This is a genomic window from Marinobacter halotolerans, assembly GCF_008795985.1.
Taxonomy (GTDB): domain Bacteria; phylum Pseudomonadota; class Gammaproteobacteria; order Pseudomonadales; family Oleiphilaceae; genus Marinobacter; species Marinobacter halotolerans.
The window spans coordinates 643868-662923 of the sequence record NZ_VMHP01000001.1 but is presented as its reverse complement, the minus strand read 5'-3'; the positions used below and the strand labels follow the sequence as shown (position 1 = coordinate 662923).

At 59.2% G+C, this 19056-nt stretch carries 20 protein-coding genes; 17 read left to right on the top strand and 3 right to left on the bottom strand.

Translation table 11 applies throughout. The features are described from left to right. Nucleotides 1-180: 180 nt before the first annotated feature. Together FPL19_RS03150 and gloA are read left to right on the top strand one after the other, a co-directional pair. Entirely contained in the window at nt 181-1302 is a 1122-nt protein-coding gene (locus FPL19_RS03150) for an alkane 1-monooxygenase (RefSeq protein WP_191965252.1), read from the top strand. 154 nt (nt 1303-1456) lie between these two features. Then, complete coding sequence (gene gloA / locus FPL19_RS03145; protein ID WP_150910518.1) at nt 1457-2005, top strand: lactoylglutathione lyase; 549 nt, start codon at nt 1457-1459, stop codon at nt 2003-2005. Here the strand turns inward: gloA and FPL19_RS03140 are convergent. The 3 genes from FPL19_RS03140 to FPL19_RS03130 all read right to left on the bottom strand — a co-directional run bounded on the left by FPL19_RS03140 (nt 2002) and on the right by FPL19_RS03130 (nt 4396). Continuing rightward, complete coding sequence (locus FPL19_RS03140; RefSeq protein WP_150910516.1) at nt 2002-2994, bottom strand: CobW family GTP-binding protein; 993 nt, start codon at nt 2992-2994, stop codon at nt 2002-2004. The two genes, gloA and FPL19_RS03140, sit on opposite strands and share 4 nt — an antisense overlap. Then, the gene (locus tag FPL19_RS03135) at nt 2994-3908 is read right to left on the bottom strand and encodes a DMT family transporter (RefSeq protein ID WP_150910514.1); all 915 of its coding nucleotides are present in this window, start codon (nt 3906-3908) and stop codon (nt 2994-2996) included. Before FPL19_RS03135 ends, FPL19_RS03140 begins: the two co-directional genes overlap by 1 nt. A 218-nt stretch (nt 3909-4126) precedes the next feature. Continuing rightward, complete coding sequence (locus FPL19_RS03130; protein ID WP_150910512.1) at nt 4127-4396, bottom strand: ComEA family DNA-binding protein; 270 nt, start codon at nt 4394-4396, stop codon at nt 4127-4129. A gap of 725 nt (nt 4397-5121) precedes the next feature. Between FPL19_RS03130 and urtA the strand changes: the two genes are divergently transcribed. The 15 genes from urtA (at nt 5122) to eutC (ending at nt 19022) form a co-directional block, all read left to right on the top strand. Beyond that, entirely contained in the window at nt 5122-6429 is a 1308-nt protein-coding gene (gene urtA, locus FPL19_RS03125; RefSeq protein WP_150910510.1) for an urea ABC transporter substrate-binding protein, read from the top strand. A gap of 86 nt (nt 6430-6515) precedes the next feature. Next, complete coding sequence (urtB, locus tag FPL19_RS03120) at nt 6516-8114, top strand: urea ABC transporter permease subunit UrtB (protein ID WP_150910508.1); 1599 nt, start codon at nt 6516-6518, stop codon at nt 8112-8114. A 3-nt stretch (nt 8115-8117) separates the two neighbouring features. Then, complete coding sequence (gene urtC, locus FPL19_RS03115) at nt 8118-9251, top strand: urea ABC transporter permease subunit UrtC (protein WP_150910506.1); 1134 nt, start codon at nt 8118-8120, stop codon at nt 9249-9251. Beyond that, nucleotides 9248-10072 carry an urea ABC transporter ATP-binding protein UrtD gene (gene urtD, locus FPL19_RS03110; protein WP_150910504.1) on the top strand — a complete coding sequence of 275 codons (825 nt, stop codon included), beginning with the start codon at nt 9248-9250 and terminating at the stop codon, nt 10070-10072. The genes urtC and urtD overlap by 4 nt, the downstream gene beginning before the upstream one ends. Next, nucleotides 10072-10770, top strand: a complete 699-nt coding sequence (urtE, locus tag FPL19_RS03105; protein ID WP_150910502.1) for an urea ABC transporter ATP-binding subunit UrtE — start codon at nt 10072-10074, stop codon at nt 10768-10770. The genes urtD and urtE overlap by 1 nt, the downstream gene beginning before the upstream one ends. After that, nucleotides 10767-11675 (top strand): urease accessory protein UreD, encoded by a 909-nt coding sequence (locus FPL19_RS03100; RefSeq protein ID WP_150910500.1) that lies wholly within the window; start codon nt 10767-10769, stop codon nt 11673-11675. The genes urtE and FPL19_RS03100 overlap by 4 nt, the downstream gene beginning before the upstream one ends. Nucleotides 11676-11708: 33 nt before the next feature. Next, complete coding sequence (gene ureA / locus FPL19_RS03095; RefSeq protein WP_150910498.1) at nt 11709-12011, top strand: urease subunit gamma; 303 nt, start codon at nt 11709-11711, stop codon at nt 12009-12011. 10 nt (nt 12012-12021) lie between these two features. Next, the gene (locus FPL19_RS03090) at nt 12022-12336 is read left to right on the top strand and encodes an urease subunit beta (protein ID WP_150910496.1); all 315 of its coding nucleotides are present in this window, start codon (nt 12022-12024) and stop codon (nt 12334-12336) included. Nucleotides 12337-12550: 214 nt separating this feature from the next. Next, on the top strand, nt 12551-14254 hold the full coding sequence (gene ureC / locus FPL19_RS03085; RefSeq protein ID WP_150910494.1) for an urease subunit alpha: 1704 nt from the start codon (nt 12551-12553) through the stop codon (nt 14252-14254). 10 nt (nt 14255-14264) lie between these two features. Then, on the top strand, nt 14265-14837 hold the full coding sequence (gene ureE / locus FPL19_RS03080) for an urease accessory protein UreE (RefSeq protein ID WP_150910492.1): 573 nt from the start codon (nt 14265-14267) through the stop codon (nt 14835-14837). Next, nucleotides 14827-15522: an urease accessory protein UreF gene (locus FPL19_RS03075; protein ID WP_150910490.1), complete on the top strand. Its 696-nt coding sequence runs from the start codon at nt 14827-14829 to the stop codon at nt 15520-15522. The genes ureE and FPL19_RS03075 overlap by 11 nt, the downstream gene beginning before the upstream one ends. A gap of 181 nt (nt 15523-15703) precedes the next feature. Next, a complete protein-coding gene (ureG, locus tag FPL19_RS03070) occupies nt 15704-16342 on the top strand; it encodes an urease accessory protein UreG (RefSeq protein WP_150910488.1) in 639 nt (212 codons plus the stop codon). Between the two features lie 40 nt (nt 16343-16382). Continuing rightward, nucleotides 16383-16562 carry a hypothetical protein gene (locus tag FPL19_RS03065; protein ID WP_150910486.1) on the top strand — a complete coding sequence of 60 codons (180 nt, stop codon included), beginning with the start codon at nt 16383-16385 and terminating at the stop codon, nt 16560-16562. Nucleotides 16563-16786: 224 nt separating this feature from the next. Then, nucleotides 16787-18199: an ethanolamine ammonia-lyase subunit EutB gene (locus FPL19_RS03060; RefSeq protein WP_150910484.1), complete on the top strand. Its 1413-nt coding sequence runs from the start codon at nt 16787-16789 to the stop codon at nt 18197-18199. Further along, nucleotides 18192-19022, top strand: a complete 831-nt coding sequence (gene eutC, locus FPL19_RS03055; protein WP_150910482.1) for an ethanolamine ammonia-lyase subunit EutC — start codon at nt 18192-18194, stop codon at nt 19020-19022. Before FPL19_RS03060 ends, eutC begins: the two co-directional genes overlap by 8 nt. Nucleotides 19023-19056 lie beyond the last annotated feature (34 nt).

The window sequence follows — 19056 nt, the reverse complement described above, 5'->3', positions numbered from 1 at the left end:
GCTCTGGAGTGCGAAATAGGGCGCGAAAAACGCGAGTTTACCACAGGCCCATCCGGTCATTGGTTGCGATCTTTTTATTGACGACTGCAATATTGTCCTACAATATAGCAATTATCCATGAGCAATTGATTAGAAAAAAAGCAACCGAAAAGAGGGAAGTGCACCGTGAGTTCAAAACTGATGACCTGGAATACCGAATCGGCCCGGCGCCGGGTTCTGCTGACGCTGAAGAAGTACAGCTATCTGATCGCGGTGGTACCGCTGGTGCTTCCGCTACTCATGCTCGAAGCCGGCAGGGCCACCGGCTGGCTGAACCTGTTCGCCTGGGGCGTGCCCGTTTTCGTGTTCGGCATCATTCCGGTGCTGGACCTGATCCTGGGCAAAGACGCCCTGAACCCGGACGAAGAGCGCGACACGCCGCGAATGAATTCCGAGCTTTTTTACCGAATCATCACCGTGGGCTGGGTGCCGGCATTTGCGGTGATGCTTGGCTGGAGCCTGTATGTGTTTGCGACCGAGCCTTTCTCGCTGGTGGGCAGCATCGGCTGGGTGGTGTCCATCGGCATTATCGGGGGCCTGGGTATCAACGTGGCCCACGAGATGATCCACAAGGACGAGAAGCTGGAAACCATGGCCGGAGGCGTTCTGTTGTCACTGGTGTCCTACGCCGGCTTCAAGGTGGAGCACCTGCGCGGCCACCATGTGCATGTCTCCACACCGGAAGATGCCTCGTCCTCCCGCTACAACCAGTCTCTTTATGACTTCCTGCCCCAGGCCTGGGTCCGCAACTTCATGAACGCCTGGCGCCTGGAGGCCAAACGCCTGAACAAGAAAGGCCTGAGCGGTTTCCACTGGCGTAACGAACTGATCTGGTGGTACAGCCTGACGGCGCTGGCGCTGGTTGCCTCCACAGTGGCCTTCGGCTGGCTGGGTGCCGTGTTCTTCATCGGGCAAAGCTTTGTCGCCCTGAACATGCTGGAAGTGGTCAATTACCTGGAGCACTACGGCCTGCATCGCCGCAAGCTGGAAAACGGGCGCTACGAGCGCACCGGCCCGGAGCACAGCTGGAACTCCAATTACTTTCTCACCAACGTGTTCCTGTTCCACCTGCAGCGCCACAGCGACCATCACGCCTGGGCCAAGCGCCGCTATCAGGTGCTGCGCCACCATGACATCGCCCCCCAGTTGCCGGCTGGCTACGCCACCATGTTTGTGCTCGCTTTTATTCCGCCTCTATGGAAAAAAATCATGAATCCCCGTGTTGAGGCCTATTACGAGGGGGAGAGCCATCAGCTTGGATGATAAAAGCCATCGGCTTGGATGACCTTCTTCCGGCCTCGCAGGTTCGTCTCTGACTGCGGGGCCTTTTTTCATCTGTTACGGTTACCCTTGAAATCCTTATGAACGACACACAGATATAAGGCTTAATACTCTAACCGAACAGGGAGCAGTCCCAATGCCCAGGCACTTCGAGCAAGCCCCCGGCCTATTTGACGAGCCGGTTCCGGAAACCGAAGGCTACGTATTCAACCAGACCATGATGCGCATCAAAGACCCCGAGCGTTCCATGGATTTCTACACTCGTATAATGGGCATGCGCCTGGTCAGGAAACTCGATTTTCCGGAGATGAAATTCACGCTCTACTTCCTGACCTTTCTGGATGATCGCCAGGCCAACACCGTCCCTTCCGACGACGGGCACCGCACCACCTTCATCTTTGGCCGCGAAGCCATGCTGGAACTGACCCATAACTGGGGTACAGAAGACGAACAGGACTTCAGCTATCACAATGGCAACGACCAGCCCCAGGGCTTTGGCCACATCGGATTTGCGGTACCGGACGTTTACGCCGCCTGCGACCGGTTCGAACAGATGGGCGTGGAGTTCGTTAAAAAGCCGGACGACGGCAAGATGAAAGGGCTGGCGTTTGTAAAAGACCCGGACGGCTACTGGATCGAAATCCTGCAGCCGGACATGCTCGAGAAACAGCGCAAGGACGATTAATCAACGCGGCCTTGTGACTCAATGCAGCTTCGGAGAAGTCGGTCCAGTTCATCCGCGTCCAGTGGCTGGTCGCTGATAATCTCCAGACGGCTCTCCGGCTGCTCGGGAATGGGTTGAACGGTCACCACGCCATCCAGCGCGTTGAATGAATACCAGCCGTCGGAGGTGTTCACCAGGCCTTTCAGGCGCTGCCATCGCGGATCGTGAGCCATGGCATCCAGCAGCGTGTAGGTCAGGCGGGTTTGGGGATGGATGCGCCAGCCGCAGGAAAAGTGGCCTTCACCGGTATTGCTCGCCTGCTGCCATGTGCACTCTTCCAGGTCACGCCAGCGCTTGGGCGGTGCTTCACCCTGGTGCTGGTGGCCATGGGGTTTGGGCGGCTGGCTGCCACCTCGCGGTTTATCCAGCCACTCGATGGGGAAGTCGCCTTTCGTTGCCAGGCAAACCGTCTCACTGGTCTGGTTTTGACCCTCTGCCCAGGTCACGAACGCATCGCGCTCGTCCTCACCGCACACATCGGATTTGTTGCCCACCAGAAAATCCGCCACAGCCACCTGAGCCTTGAAGTTCTCATTGTTCAGAACGCGCGGTTCCTGCAGTCGCCTTGGATCAACCAGCGTGACGCAGGCACGCATCTCCAGCACGTCACGATAGAATTCCGATTGCAGCGTTTCCAGAATGCGCCGGGGATGACCTAGCCCGGTAGGCTCAATCAACAGCCGGTCCGGCTGCGCCTGTTTGATCAGCATATTCAGCCCCATCTGCATGGGAAGCCCCGCGACACAGCACATGCAGCCACCGGGGACTTCTTTGATCACAGCCCCTTGCCCTTCCAGCAACTGGCCATCGATGCCCACTTCCCCGAACTCATTCACCAGTACGCCCCAGGTTTCCCCCGCTGGCTTCCGGGCCAATAGCGTCTGGATGGCCGTGGTTTTCCCGCTGCCGAGAAAGCCAAAGATGAGATTCGTGGGGATCGGGCTTTTCATTAACGGGCGCTACTCTTTGAAGCGATAATTACCGCGGCGGTCAGGATAATTGCACCGGTAATGCCCACCACGCCCAGCACCTCGCCCAGGAATATCCAGGCCAGCAGTGCCACAAACAGCGGCTCCAGCGTCACGATGATGCTGGACAGGGTGGCGGGCGTTGTTTTCATCCCGGTGAAAAAGCTCAGGTAGCCGATGCAGGTGGGCACCACGCCAATGTAGATCACCATCAACCACTGGCTGATGTCCAGGCTGGCCATTCCGTTGAATCCGCCGATCAGCCACACCACCGGCAGCAGAACCACCGCCGCGGTCAGGAAGCAGATAAAAGCGGTGGTAAACACCGGTGCACCGGTCGAGGAATAGCGGCTGGTCAGGGTAAAGCTCGCGTACACGAACGCCGCCAGAACGGCCATCAGAATGCCGCCCAGGCGCAGACTCCCGGCACTTTCCATATCGCTGACAACCAGCATGGCCGTGCCCGCAATGGCCGCAACCAGGGCCAGAATGGTAACCAGGTTGGGCTTCTCGCCCAACAGAGGTGCCGCCATGATCGCCACCAGAACCGGTGCCAGGCACAGGGCGATCAGCGTCGCGATGCCCGCGCCGGTCAGGTCGACGGCAATCAGGTAGCTGCCCTGGTAAAACGCCTGGAACACCCCAAGCGCCAGCAAAGGCAGTATGGCTTTAAAGGGCAGTTTTCGTTGCGTGCGTGATTCGTCTCGGGCGGTTCGGGCTTCGGCTTTCTGCTCCCGGATCATTAGCGCAAAAAAGAACGGCAGGGCCACCACCAGGCGCAAGAACCCCAGCGAAATGGCTTGCAGGTCTGACCCTGTAAACAGGAATTTTGCCACTATGCCAGTGGTGGCCCAAAGCAGTGCTGCCAGGGCAATGAGAAGAGCACCGCGAATCATTCAATAACCAGCACAAATAATTCCTTGGGACCGTGAATGCCATAAGCTATGGCGGTGGCAGCAATAATACGTTGGCGCGCAATGGCTTGCCAGCCGACTTTAGAGGCAGAGATCGGGGGTGCGGAGCACGAAATGGGAAGGACGGATAGAGGAAGTGGAGAGAGGAGATAAAGAGAGGGGCGGGAAACCCACCCCGTGCAGCCATAATTCCGGCCGGTTTACTTCACCGTCAGGCGGTCGGCGTTCTTCTCGAGTGTGCGCTCACCGATGCCCTTCACATTGACCAGATCGCTGGCGGATTGGAACGGGCCGTTGTCTGAACGGTAGTCGATAATGGCCTGGGCCTTGGTTTCACCAACGCCGTCCAGTGCGGCAAGGGTTTCAACGGTGGCGGTGTTGATGTTGATAGCGGCGGGCTCCGCCTGGGCAAAACCGGACAGCAGGCTGAAAGCCAGCATCAGAACAGCAAAAATGGAAGCGCGTGGCATGTTGAGTAACTCCGTGTTATTGGCCGATTTAGACTGCGGTCGAATTCGCAGTCGCGAGTCGCGTCAGGCCGTGAAATCGCGGAGCTGGTTCTGGTTCGGTAGGTCTGAAAAAGGAGGGGGTGGGGGTGCACGGAACCCGGTACACATTCCATGTGAACCAAACTCCGTGGCTGACCCCAAGCCTGATCCTTCAGGCAGCGCCACATCCTGTGGCCATCATCCCTGTCTTTCGTCCCTGTAGGCCTTGTTCCCTGGCCGTGACTCCCTGCGTCGCAGCAAGTGCGAGGCAATTCCCTGGAGTGTCTTCCCTGAGCCAGCCATCCCTGCTGACTTCTCATCCCTGACGATTGCCATTCTACCGATGCCCTTGAGTACAGAAATCGGACATACGCTCTGAGGTTTGTAAGACATATCTCACAGCGCTGTAGTCATGCCTCTATACAAATAATGAACCGGAATTCAGTAATTTACGTGTGCCAGGTCAGCATCAGGGGGCACCATCAGCGGGCACCGATTTTTAGCGATCGCCCCCCTCTGGTGCAAAAGCGGGCTGCATCGGGGCGACTGCACCGAATAAAAGCATCCGATTTTAGTGATGGTATTGGTGAAGTCATAACAAGTCATTGAAATATCGGAAATAAACCTGGTTGTGGAACGGCAGATGCAACGCTGGAACGGTAATAACTAGAAACGGCATTACCAAAACCAGGAAAAGGACGCACACCATGAAGATTAAAAATCACGTGAAACTGGGCCTCTCTGCACTTGCTCTTTCTATCTCCCTGAATTCCGTCGCGGCGGAAGACCCCATCAAGGTCGGTATTCTTCACTCACTGTCCGGCACCATGGCCATCAGTGAAACCGTTCTGAAGGATACGGTTGAAATGCTGATCGAAAAGCAGAACGCCGCTGGCGGTGTCCTGGGTCGCGAGCTGGAAGCCGTTGTGGTTGACCCGGCCTCCAACTGGCCGCTCTTCGCCGAAAAGGCTCGTGAACTGCTGGCCAAGGAAAAAGTGGACGTGATCTTCGGTAACTGGACGTCAGTGTCCCGCAAGTCCGTTCTGCCGGTTGTGGAAGAACTGAACGGCCTGCTGTTCTACCCGGTTCAGTATGAAGGTGAAGAGTCGTCAGAGAACGTCTTCTACACCGGTGCGGCACCCAACCAGCAGGCGATTCCTGCGGTTAACTACCTGATGGACAACATCGGCGTCGAGCGCTGGGTCCTGGCAGGTACCGACTACGTCTACCCGCGAACTACCAACAAGATCCTTGAAACCTACCTGATGGACAAAGGTGTGGCCAAGGAAGACATCATGATCAACTACACGCCTTTCGGTCATTCTGACTGGCAGAACATTGTGTCTGACATCAAGACCTTCGGTTCAGCCGGCAAAAAGACCGCCGTTGTCTCCACCATCAACGGTGATGCCAACGTGCCGTTCTACCGCGAGCTGGGTAACCAGGGCATTTCTGCCTCTGACATCCCGGTTGTGGCCTTCTCGGTCGGCGAGCAGGAGCTTTCCGGTATCGATACCGGTCCGCTGGTCGGCCACCTGGCCGCCTGGAACTACTTCATGAGCGTCGACAACGACGCCAACTACGACTTCATCGACCAGTGGATTGCCCACACCGGTAACGAAGAAGCCGTCACCAACGACCCCATGGAAGCTCACTACATCGGTTTCAACATGTGGGTTGAAGCCGTCAAGAAGGCCGGCACCACCGACGTGGACGCGGTTAAAGACGCCATCATCGGTGTAGCCGTGCCTAACCTGACTGGCGGCTACGCGGCCATGATGCCCAACCACCACATCACCAAGCCGGTACTGATCGGTGAAATCCAGGACAACGGCCAGTTCTCCGTGGTCTGGGAAACCTCTGGCCTGGTAGCCGGCGATGCCTGGTCTGATTACCTGCCCGGTTCACGGGACATGATTGCAGACTGGCGCAAGCCGATGTTCTGCGGAACCTTCAACACCGCCACCGGCAAGTGCGGCGCCTCCGCCGGCGAAATGGCTGCCGAGTCCAACTAAGGGGCAGCTAGGGCCTGACACCGGGGGTGGCCTGGCCGCCCCCGGTTTTTGCACCGCAACATACCAATAACACACAGGACGGAACCATGAGCATCATCCGATCGCTCACCTTGCTGCTTTTCGCCATCCTAATGATCAGCCCTGCAGCAGCTCAGGATCAGGACGCAGATCCTGGCAAGGCGTTGCTCACCAATCTGGCGGAAGCACCGGCCAGCAAAGTGGAAGAAGCCATCAATGCCATCGTCAGCAGTGGCGACGAACGCGCCCGCGGCTGGCTGGAAGCCTACGGCAACAATCGGCTGAGCCGGGTCAAAGACACCGGTCAGGTCGTACTCGTATTGAATAACCGTGGCAGGGACTGGGAAATTGCCGACCCCCTGACCGGAGAGAACATGGGCGAAATGTCCCGCCGAGAGCTGGACAGAGTCGCCATCAACAACCGTATTCGGGGCCAGCTGGAAGGCATCCTTGCCATGCTGGACCTCAACGCCGCCGACCCCGATGTGCGCGAAGCCTCCGCACAGGACATGATGGGTAAGGTGGACGCCTCACTGGTAGAACCTCTCGAAGCCCGCCTGGAGACCGAAGAAAACGCCGATGTGCGCAACCGTATTCGCGAAGCCGTGGCGATTTACCGGGTGGGTGAAGGCGATATGGACGCTATCGACGTACTGGCCGGCAGCCTGCACCCCAACGCGCGGGCGGCGCTCAGCGAAGCCGTTCGCGGCGACAATCCGGCCCTGGCCCAGAAAGCCAAAGAAGCGCTGGCCAGTGTCGAGCAGAAACTGAAACTCAACCGCGCCGCCGAGACTCTCTATTTCGGGCTGTCACTCGGCTCGGTTCTGGTACTGGCCGCCATCGGCCTGGCCATCACCTTCGGCGTGATGGGCGTGATCAATATGGCCCACGGCGAACTGATCATGCTGGGTGCCTACACCACCTGGGGTATGCAGCAACTGCTGCCGGGCCAGCCGGGCCTTGCACTGATGCTGTCGATACCCGCCGGCTTTCTGGTGTCCGCCACGGCGGGCATCATCATCGAACGCAGCGTGATTCAATTCCTCAAAGGCCGCCCGCTGGAAACCCTGCTAGCCACCTTCGGCATCAGCCTGATTCTGCAGCAGCTGGTGCGCACCGTGATTTCCCCCCAGAACCGCACGGTGGTGACGCCGGAGTGGATGAGTGGCTCAGTGGTCATCAACGACGCCCTGTCGCTGACGCTCAACCGGCTATATGTACTCGCCTTCGCGCTGATTGTGTTCACCGCACTGATGCTGATCATGCGCAAGACCCGCCTGGGCCTGGAAGTTCGCGCAGTCACCCAGAACCGCAACATGGCCCGCTCCATGGGCATCCGCGCCACCCGGGTAGACATCATGACCTTCGCCCTGGGCTCCGGCGTGGCCGGTTTGGCGGGCGTGGCGCTGTCACAGCTGACCAACGTGGGGCCGAACCTGGGCCAGAACTACATCATCGATTCGTTCATGGTGGTGGTGTTCGGCGGTGTCGGTAACCTCTGGGGCACGTTGATTGCGGGTCTGTCGCTGGGCACCATCAACCAGCTGCTGGAGCCCTGGGCGGGCGCGGTACTGGCGAAAATCATCGTGCTGGTGTTCATCATCCTGTTCATCCAGAAACGGCCGAAGGGGCTCTTCCCCCAGAAAGGCCGAGCGGCGGAGGGTTAAGCTATGTGGCTATCACGACCCTTGTGTGAACGTTCAACCCAGATTTTTCTGGGCGTCCTGTTCGCTGCCCTGATTGTGGTTACTTTCCTGCACCTGGCGATGCCGGAAGATAGCGCACTTTACGTCAGCTCCTACACCGTGACCCTGATGGGCAAATACCTCTGCTACGCGCTGCTGGCGGTGGCGGTGGACCTGGTGTGGGGCTATCTGGGTATCCTCAGCCTGGGCCACGGTGCCTTCTTTGCCCTGGGCGGCTACGCCATGGGCATGTACCTGATGCGCCAGATCGGCGACCGGGGCGTGTATGGCGACCCGGTATTGCCGGACTTCATGGTGTTCCTCAACTGGCAGGAGCTGCCCTGGTTCTGGCACGGCTTCGACATGGCCTGGTTCGCCTTCCTGATGGTGATGCTGGCCCCAGGGCTGCTGGCTTTGGTGTTCGGCTTCCTGGCCTTCCGCTCCCGGGTCACCGGCGTTTACCTGTCCATCATCACCCAGGCGCTGACCTTCGCGCTGATGCTGGCCTTCTTCCGCAACGAAATGGGCTTTGGCGGCAACAACGGCCTGACCGATTTCCGCGACATCCTCGGTTTTAACCTGCGCACAGACGCCACGCGCCTGGCGCTGTTCATTGCTTCCGGCATTGCCCTGGCGATCGGCTACCTGGTGTGCCGGGGCATTGTCACCAGCAAACTGGGCCGGGTCAGCATCGCCTGCCGCGACGCCGAGGCCCGCGCCCGCTTCCTGGGGTACCGGGTGGACCGGGTGCAGCTGTTCGTGTTCGTGGTGTCCGCCATGATCGCCGGTGTCGCCGGTGCGCTTTACGTGCCCCAGGTGGGCATCATCAACCCCAGCGAATTCTCGCCGCTGTTCTCCATCGAGATCGTGGTGTGGGTCGCCCTGGGCGGTCGCGCCACCCTTTACGGCGCGGTCATCGGGGCAATATTGGTGAACTACGCCAAAACCGTGTTCACCGGTGTGATGCCGGATGCCTGGCTGTTCGCCCTGGGCGGTCTGTTCGTGCTGGTGACCGTGTTCCTGCCCAAGGGCATTGCCGGCCTGCTGTTCAACCGCCGCAAAGCCAAAGCCGATGATTCGGATGACGGAAACGCAACCGGCAAGGAGGCGACCGCATGAGCCTTTTCGACGAACTCGCCGACCGCGAGCACGTGTTCCACTTCCTGACACCGGAAGCATCGCCTGTGGACACGCGCCACGGCCCGATCCTGTATCTGGAGGATGTAAACGTCAGTTTTGACGGCTTCAAGGCCATCAACAACCTGAACCTGACCATCGACGACGGCGAACTGCGCTGCATCATCGGGCCTAACGGGGCCGGCAAAACCACCATGATGGACATCATCACCGGTAAAACCGCCCCGGACACCGGCTCTGTCTGGTTCGGCAGCCGCCATAACCTGCTGCGGATGAACGAGCCGGAAATCGCCAGCCTGGGCATCGGCCGCAAGTTCCAGAAACCCACAGTGTTCGAGGCGCTGACGGTTTTTGAAAACCTGGAACTGGCCATGGCCACCGACAAACGCATTATTCCGACACTTCGCGCCGTCATGCGGCCCGAATACCGGGAACGTATCGATGAAGTACTGGAAACCATCGGCCTGAAAGACCTGCGCGACCGCCTGGCGGGCATCCTCTCCCACGGCCAGAAGCAGTGGCTGGAAATCGGCATGCTGCTGATGCAGAAACCCAGACTGCTGCTGGTGGACGAACCCGTCGCCGGCATGACCGAACAGGAAATGGAACGCACCGCCGAACTGCTCACCAGCCTGGCGGGTAAACAATCGGTTGTGGTGGTGGAACACGACATGGGCTTTGTGCGCTCTATCGCCCGCAAAGTGACCGTGCTGCACCAGGGCAGCGTGTTGGCCGAGGGCACCATGGACCAGGTCTCCAACGACCCCGAAGTGATCAAGGTGTATCTGGGGGAGGAGGCGTAATGCTGAAGATAGAAAAACTCAACCAGTTCTATGGCGAAAGCCACACCCTGTGGGATCTGGACCTGGACGTCCCCCAGGGCCAGTGCACCTGCGTGATGGGACGCAACGGCGTGGGTAAAACCACCCTGATGAAATGCGTGATGGGCGAGGAAACCGTCAAAAGCGGCCGCATCGAATTTGCCGGCGACGTGGAACTGACCCAGAAAAAAGTGGAAGACCGCTCCCGCCTGGGCATCGGCTACGTACCCCAGGGTCGCCAGATTTTTCCGCTGCTGACCGTGGAAGAAAACCTCCGCGTCGGCCTGGCGGTGCGCAAGGACGGCAGCAAGAAAATCCCCGAACGGGTGTACGAACTTTTCCCCGTGCTCAAGGAAATGAAAAACCGCCGCGGCGGCGACCTTTCGGGCGGCCAGCAACAGCAACTGGCCATCGGCCGCGCCCTGGTCATCGAACCACGACTGCTGATCCTGGACGAACCGGGGGAGGGCATCCAGCCCAACATCGTCGCCCAGATCGGCGAAGTCATCCGCCGGCTGATCGAAGAAGACGGCCTGACGGTGCTCCTGGTAGAGCAGAAGCTGCCCTTCGCCCGCAAATACGCCGATAACTTCGCCATCATGGACCGCGGCCGCCGGGTCGCTGGCGGCCAGATCAGCGAGCTTTCCGATGAACTCATCAAGAAGCACCTGACGGTATGACAGTCTTCGAACGCCTGCCAGCCAACCCTCTTTCCCAAGAGGACTCCGGCCACCGCTTCGACGCGGACCGGCGCTGGGCGGCGTCGATCCAGTTGGGATTCGAAGCGCGGCAAGAACAGAAAAGCTCGATCACCCGCATGACCCGCATCCGCCACAAAGGCCCGCTGCGGGTCCAGCGCCCCTTCTATCCCGAAGGCAAAACCGGCTGCTGCCACGTCTACCTGCTGCATCCCCCGGGCGGGTTAGTAAGTGGTGACTCACTTGGGATCGACGTCACCGTAGGGCAAGGCGCCCACACCCTACTAACCACACCCGCCGCCGCCAAACTCTACAAAGCCGACCGCAACGGCGTCGCCTGGGGTCAGCACACCGGTCTAAAAGTCGCCACCGGTGGCACCCTGGAATACCTCCCCCAGGAAACCCTGGCCTTCAACGGCTCTAAGGGCGAACAGACCACCACCATCGAACTGGAAAGCGGCGCCAAATGCATCGGCTGGGAAGTCCTCGCCCTGGGTCGCCCGGTGGGCGACTTACCCTTCGTCACCGGCCACCTGGAACAACGCTTCAGCCTGAGCCTGGAAGGCAAACCCCTGTGGCTGGAACGCCAGATCCTCGACCCCACGCACCCTCGTTTCCAGGGCAAATGGGGTCAGGGCGGCGCAACGGTTCAGGCCACCCTGTGGGTCGTCGGCCTGGAAGACGAACCCGGCGCCATCGAAGCAATACGCGAGCAATTACCCGAATCCAAACACTGGGCAGTCACGCGCCGTCGAGGGGTGGTGTTGCTGCGCTATCTGGGCAATGAACGAAACGAAGCCTGGGCGACCTGCCAACACGCCTGGGAAGTTTTAAGACCAATGCTGACAGGCCAGCCCGCCGTGATTCCCAGAATCTGGCTGACCTGATTCAAAGAACGCCAAAGTACCGGGAGAACAAAAATGGAACTAACCCCAAGAGACAAAGACAAGCTGCTCCTCTTCACCGCAGCCCTGTTAGCCGAGCGCCGCAAGGCCAAAGGCCTGAAGCTCAATTACCCCGAAGCCGTCGCCCTCATCAGCGCCGAAATCATGGAAGGCGCCCGCGAAGGCCGCAGCGTAGCGGACATGATGACCGCCGGCACCGAAATCCTCACCCGTGACGACGTCATGGAAGGCGTGGCTGAAATGGTCGACGAAGTACAGGTCGAAGCCACCTTCCCGGACGGCACCAAGCTCGTCACCGTCCATAACCCGATCGTGTAAGGAGGTTGCCATGATCCCCGGAGAATACGACCTCAAAGACGGCGACATCGAACTGTGCGAAGGCCGCGAACGCATCACCATCGAAGTCGGCAACAGCGGCGACCGCCCAATCCAGGTGGGCTCCCACTACCACTTCGCCGAAACCAATCCCGCTCTCGATTTCGACCGGGAAAAGGCCAAGGGCTACCGCCTGGACGTCGCCGCCGGCACCGCCATTCGTTTCGAACCTGGCCAGACCCGCGAAGTGACCTTAATTCCCTATGCCGGTAACCGGGAAATCTACGGTTTCCGCCAAGAAGTCATGGGCAAATTGGATAAAAACTGAGGATAAGGGGAGCGAGGATCAAACGTAGGCCCGAAGGAGCTAAAAGGGTCGGGCGGATAGGGCTTTCCAGGAATGTGCGGAGCCATGGATGGCGGAGCCCAAGCGCACATGGATGTGCTTGTAGCGTTTCCTGGAAAGCCCTATCCGACCGGCCCCGGCACCCAAGTATCAGGCCAAAAGAACCCAGGCACCCAAGCAAAAAACGAGGGACAGCATGAAGATAACAAGACAAGCCTACGCCGACATGTACGGCCCCACAGTGGGTGACCGAGTCCGCCTGGGCAACACCGAACTGTGGATCGAAGTCGAAAGCGACGCCACCCACTACGGCGACGAAGTAAAATTCGGCGGCGGCAAAGTTATCCGCGATGGCATGGGCCAGAGCCAGCGGGCGGACGACACCGTGATGGACACCGTCATCACCAACGCCTTAATCCTCGATTGGTGGGGCATCGTCAAAGCCGACGTCGGCCTGCAAAAAGGCAGGATTGCCGCCATCGGCAAAGCCGGCAACCCCGACACCCAGCCAGACGTCACCATCGTCATCGGACCCGGCACCGAAATCATCGCCGGTGAAGGCAAAATCCTCACCGCCGGCGGCATCGACGCCCACATCCACTTTATCTGCCCCCAGCAGATCGAAGAAGCCCTGATGAGCGGCATCACCACCATGCTCGGCGGCGGCACCGGCCCGGCCACCGGCAGTAACGCCACCACCTGCACCCCCGGCCCCTGGCACATCGGCAAAATGCTCCAGGCCGTGGACGACATGCCCATGAATATCGGCTTCCTAGGCAAAGGCAACGCCAGCCTGCCGGAATCCCTGGAACTGCAACTCAAAGCCGGCGCCATGGGCCTGAAACTGCACGAAGACTGGGGCACCACCCCCGGCAGCATCGACAACTGCCTGACCGTCGCGGACAAATACGACGTACAGATCGCCATCCACACCGACACCCTGAACGAATCCGGGTTTGTGGAAGACACCCTGGCCGCGTTCAAAGAACGCTGCATCCACACCTACCACACCGAAGGCGCAGGCGGCGGCCACGCGCCGGACATCATCACCGCGTGCTCCAAGGACTACGTGCTGCCGTCGTCAACGAACCCCACGCGGCCCTACACCGTCAACACCATCGACGAACACCTCGACATGCTGATGGTGTGCCACCACCTGGACCCGAACATCCCCGAAGACGTAGCTTTCGCCGACTCCCGCATCCGCCGGGAAACCATCGCCGCCGAAGATATCCTCCAGGACATGGGCGTGATCAGCATGATCGCCTCGGATTCCCAGGCCATGGGACGGGTAGGGGAAGTGGTATGCCGCACCTGGCAGACCGCCCACAAAATGAAAGTCCAGCGCGGCCTGCTGCCAGAAGATCAGGATCTCGGCGCCGACAACCTTCGCGCCAAACGCTACATCGCCAAATACACCATCAACCCCGCCATCACCCACGGCATCGCCCACGACGTTGGTTCCGTGGAAGTGGGCAAGCTGGCGGACCTGGTGCTGTGGGACCCGGCCTTCTTCGGCGTAAAACCCGCCCTGATCGTCAAAGGCGGCATGATCGCAGCCGCCCCCATGGGCGATCCCAACGCGTCCATCCCCACGCCCCAGCCGGTGCACTACCGCATGATGTTCGGTGCATTCGGCCGGGCAGCCAGCGCCACACGGTTGAGCTTTGTCAGCCAGGCCGCTTTTGATGCGGATATCGGCAAGGAACTTGGGCTGAACAGCACGCTGTCTGCCTGCAAGAACGTGCGCAACGTGCGCAAAGGCGACCTGAAACTGAACGACGCCTGCCCGCACCTGACCGTGGACCCGCAAACCTACGAAGTGCATGCCGATGGCGAACTGCTCACCTGCGAGCCCGCCACCGAACTGCCACTGGCACAGCTATATCATCTTTTCTAGGGAGACTGAGATGCTGGAACTCATCGAACGCGTCGGCCTGGTAGAAGCCAGCGAAATACACGACCACCTGACCCTGCCGTACGAGCTGCGCCAGCGCGGCCGCCTGCGGGCCAGAACCGACACCGGCCACGACGTCGGCCTGTTCCTGGACCGCGGCCCGGTGTTGCGTGACGGCGCCTGCCTGGCCGCCAGAACCGGCGAAATCATCCGCATCCGCGCGGCGGAAGAACCGGTGGTCACCGCCTACATCGAAATGGGCCTGCCCATGGCCAGGTTGTGCTACCACCTGGGCAACCGCCACGTCACCCTTGCCATCGGCGAAGAACTCACCGCCAAAAACGGCACCCGCGGCTGGGTAAGATTCCCGCCGGACCACGTGCTGGAAGAGCTGGCAGAGCGCCTGGGCGCCACCCTGATCCACCACCAGGCCCCTTTCGACCCGGAATCCGGCGCCTACGCCCAGGCGGGGCAGGGACATTCCCACGGTCATGCAGACGGCCACAGCCACAGCCATTCCCACAGTGAATCCCATAGCCATTCGCACAGCCACGCACGCCACAAGGGGCATGGCCATGCAAGCTGAAAACCCTCAGACCAGCGTCAACGACATGGCCCTACTGGGACTGATGCAACTGGTCAGCCCCGCACTGCCCATCGGCGCCTTCGCCTGGTCCCAGGGGCTGGAAAGCGCCTTTGAACTGGGCTGGGTGAACAATGAAAAACAGCTGGGACAATGGCTCGAAGGCGTACTGGAAGACGGCCTGACCCGTTGCGAACTGCCCCTGCTGCTGCGCCTGAAACGGGCTTGGGCAGAGGAAGACGCAGATGCACTGGCCCAGTGGAACGCCTGGCTACACGCCACCCGGGAAACCGCCGAACTCAGCGACGAAGACCTGCGCCTGGGCAGCGCCCTGGTGCGCCTGCTGAACAGCCTGAACCTGCTGCCACCAGACGGCCTGATGCCCGAAGAACCCGGCTACGTCACCGTCTTCGCCTGGGCCGCCCACTTACGCGCGGTCCCCGACCGCCAGGCGCTGCTGGGCTTCGCCTGGGCCTGGCTGGAAAACCAGCTTGCCGTCGCCTGCAAAGCCATGCCCCTCGGCCACACCGCCGCCCAGCGGCTGACGGAACAACTGCGCCCGGAACTGGTGAAAGCGGTGGATAACGCATTGCAGATGAATAACCCGGACCTCGGCCCGATCATTCCGGGCCTGGCGCTTGGTAGCGCCCAACACGAAACACAGTACTCAAGACTGTTTAGAAGCTAAAGAAAACGAATTAGAAGACAACTCCGAAGACCGGGGAGGCGAGTAGGACACCCTTTTTGAAAATGTGCGGAGCCATGGATGGCGGAGCCCAAGCGCACAGGGATGTGCTTGTAGCGTTTTTCAAAAAGGGTGTCCTACTTGCCGACCTCCACGGAGCAAGACAAACAAGAGGAGAAATAAGATGACACATTGCTTGAGAGTTGGAGTCGGTGGCCCGGTGGGCTCCGGTAAAACAGCGCTTCTGCGCCAGCTGTGCAGCGCTCTGAAAGACCACTACGACATCGCCGTAGTCACCAACGACATCTACACCAGGGAAGACGCCGACTTCCTCCTGAAACACGATGCCCTGCCAGCCGACCGCATCCTGGGCGTAGAAACCGGCGGCTGCCCGCATACAGCAATACGCGAGGATGCCAGTATGAACCTGGCCGCCATCGACGACCTGCAAAGCCGCCACCCCAATCTGGAACTGGTGCTGGTGGAATCCGGCGGCGACAACCTCTCCGCCACATTCAGCCCGGAACTGAGCGACCTGACCCTCTACGTGATTGACGTCTCCGCCGGCGACAAGATCCCACGCAAAGGCGGCCCTGGAATCACCAAATCCGACCTGCTGATCATCAACAAGATCGACATTGCAGAGCAGGTGCACGCCTCCCTGGACGTAATGGACCGCGACAGCAAAAAAATGCGTGGTGAGCGGCCGTTTGTGTTTACCAACCTGTACGACGGGGTAGGGCTGGAAACCGTCATCAGCTTCATTCTGGAGCAGGGCATGTTGCCGGACAGACGGCCGGGAAAAGTGGCTGAAACCGCCTAAGTCAAAGATTCAGACTTCAATAGATAACGGAGAATATCTTATGAAACAGCTAAAGAAAGTTGGCCTGACTGCCGCTCTGCTGTCGGCTACCACTACGGCGCTTGCGCATCCTGGGCATGAAGCGATTGGGGATGTGCTGCATGTGGAGTATTTGTTTGCGGCGGGTATTGCAGTTGCTCTCTGCCTTACCGTGTGGAAAAGGGCAAAGAAAAAGCAATGATCTAGGTAGGGCGTCGAAAATTAGAGCGGCGCTCTCCAGCCTTTTACTGTTCGAGTAATTTATGAAAAGTTGTTCCCGGTTTTAGACCGGAATGGTCGCAAAGCGAACATCCAGAGATCCTCTAGTGTTTCGCGCGTTGCTGTTAAGACCCCGGAAAGAGGGGGCCTTTTTATGCTTGAATGATGTTGGATTGTCGCTTCTCCCGCGGCTCAAGGCACGAAAGCATGAACCACAAGTACTCCTATATTCTTGCTGGCAGAACCTGGCATTTTCGGGATCTGGCAGATCTGATGGCCAAAGCCACACCAGCGCGTTCCGGTGACCGGCTAGCTGGCGTGGCCGCGCGCTCGGCAGAAGAGCGAGTGGTGGCTCAGATGCGGCTGGCAGACTTGCCCCTGAAAGCATTCCTGTCCGAGGCACTGATCCCCTATGAATCCGATGAAGTCACAAGACTGATTATTGACGGGCATGACACGAAGGCCTTTCAGGCAGTGTCGCATCTGTCGGTTGGCGATTTCAGGAACTGGCTACTCAGTGATCAGGCTACGCCAGAGGTCGTTTCAGCCCTGGCACCAGGCCTGACTCCGGAGATGGTCGCTGCGGTCAGCAAACTGATGCGCAATCAGGATTTGATCCTGGTGGCGCGAAAATGCACGGTAGCCACAGCATTTCGCAACACCATCGGGTTACCGGGTCATTTCTCCACCCGGCTGCAACCCAACCATCCGACCGATGATATGGCCGGTATTGCAGCCAGCATCCTCGACGGGCTGCTTTACGGCAGTGGTGATGCGGTCATTGGTATTAATCCGGCCACGGACAACGTGGCCCAGGCCATAAAATTACTGCGAATGATGGACGAGGTTATTCGCAAGTACGATATTCCAACCCAATCCTGTGTCCTCACCCATGTAACCAACACGCTGGAAGCGATTGATAAGGGTGCGCCTGTGGATCTGGTTTTCCAGTCCATCGGTGGCACGCAAGCGACAAACACCAGTTTTGGTTTTGACCTCAGCACTCTGGAAGAGGCCAGACAGGCTGCGCTATCCCTGAACCGCGGCACCGTTGGCCAGAACGTGATGTATTTTGAGACGGGTCAGGGAAGTTCGCTCTCCGCCAATGCCCATCACGGTGTTGACCAGCAAACCTGTGAGGCCCGCGCCTACGGTGTGGCAAGACAGTTCAACCCACTGTTGGTGAATACCGTAGTCGGGTTTATCGGCCCGGAGTACCTGTTTGATGGCAAAGAGATCATCCGCGCCGGCCTGGAAGACCATTTTTGCGGTAAGTTGCTGGGCGTTCCGATGGGCTGCGACATCTGCTATACCAACCACGCGGAAGCCGAACAGAACGATATGGACAACCTGCTGACGTTGCTGGGCGTGGCAGGCTGTAATTTCATCATGGGCATTCCGGGGTCGGACGACATCATGCTGAATTATCAGACAACCTCCTTCCACGATGCTCTATACGCCCGCCGCGTTCTGGACCTGAAACCTGCCCCCGAATTTGCGGAATGGCTAGCACGCATGAACATCTTTGAGGATGCATCTACACATCGTCCGAGCGCCGAATTACCTGCTTTGTTTCGGAAAAGCCTGAAACGACTGACCACGGGGCCTGACGATGAGTAACGACAAAAAATCACCTGTCACTGGAAACGCATGGCGTACATTGCGTCGCTACACAGATGCACGAATCGGTTTGGGCCGCGCCGGTGTAAGCTTGCCAACCTCGGAACTGCTTGCCTTTCAGCTGGCACATGCCCAGGCAAGAGACGCGGTGCACTTCCCGCTCGATGTGGACCAGCTGGCAATAGGCCTTGGCAGTTTTGAACATACAGCTGCCTTAGGCTATCCACTGAAGCTTCACAGCAGGGCCGATGACCGGTTCATTTATCTTCAGCGACCGGATTTAGGCAGGCAGTTATCAGAGCCTAGCAAAAAGCAATTGCGGGATCAGACCAGCGCTGACGCCGCCCAATTCGACATTGCAATCGTGGTTGCAGACGGTTTGTCATCCGCAGCGATTCAGAACCATGCGGCGCCGTTTCTTGACCACTTTCTTAGGAACATGGGGGTGCTCAACCTGAAATGGAAACTAGCCCCTCTTACCGTGGTTCAACAGGGGCGGGTTGCCGTAGGGGATGAAGTTGCTGCCGCACTGAACGCCCGCATGGTCGTCATTGTCATCGGCGAACGGCCGGGGCTCAGTTCTCCGGACAGCCTCGGCATTTACCTGTCGTTCAATCCCCAAAGGGCCCTGTCTGATGCCCAACGAAACTGCATTTCCAACGTGCGCCCGGCAGGGCTTTCTTTCGAGGATGCCAGCCAAAGGCTGCTCTATCTGATTCGCGAAGCTGATCGACTTAAGTTGTCGGGTGTTGGCCTAAAGGATCGCTCGGAAGACGTCCTGGTTGAGGGCGGCAGCTTCCATCCGGACCGGAGCATTTTATAAATGCCACACATTCACGAACGCACTGACAGTTGAT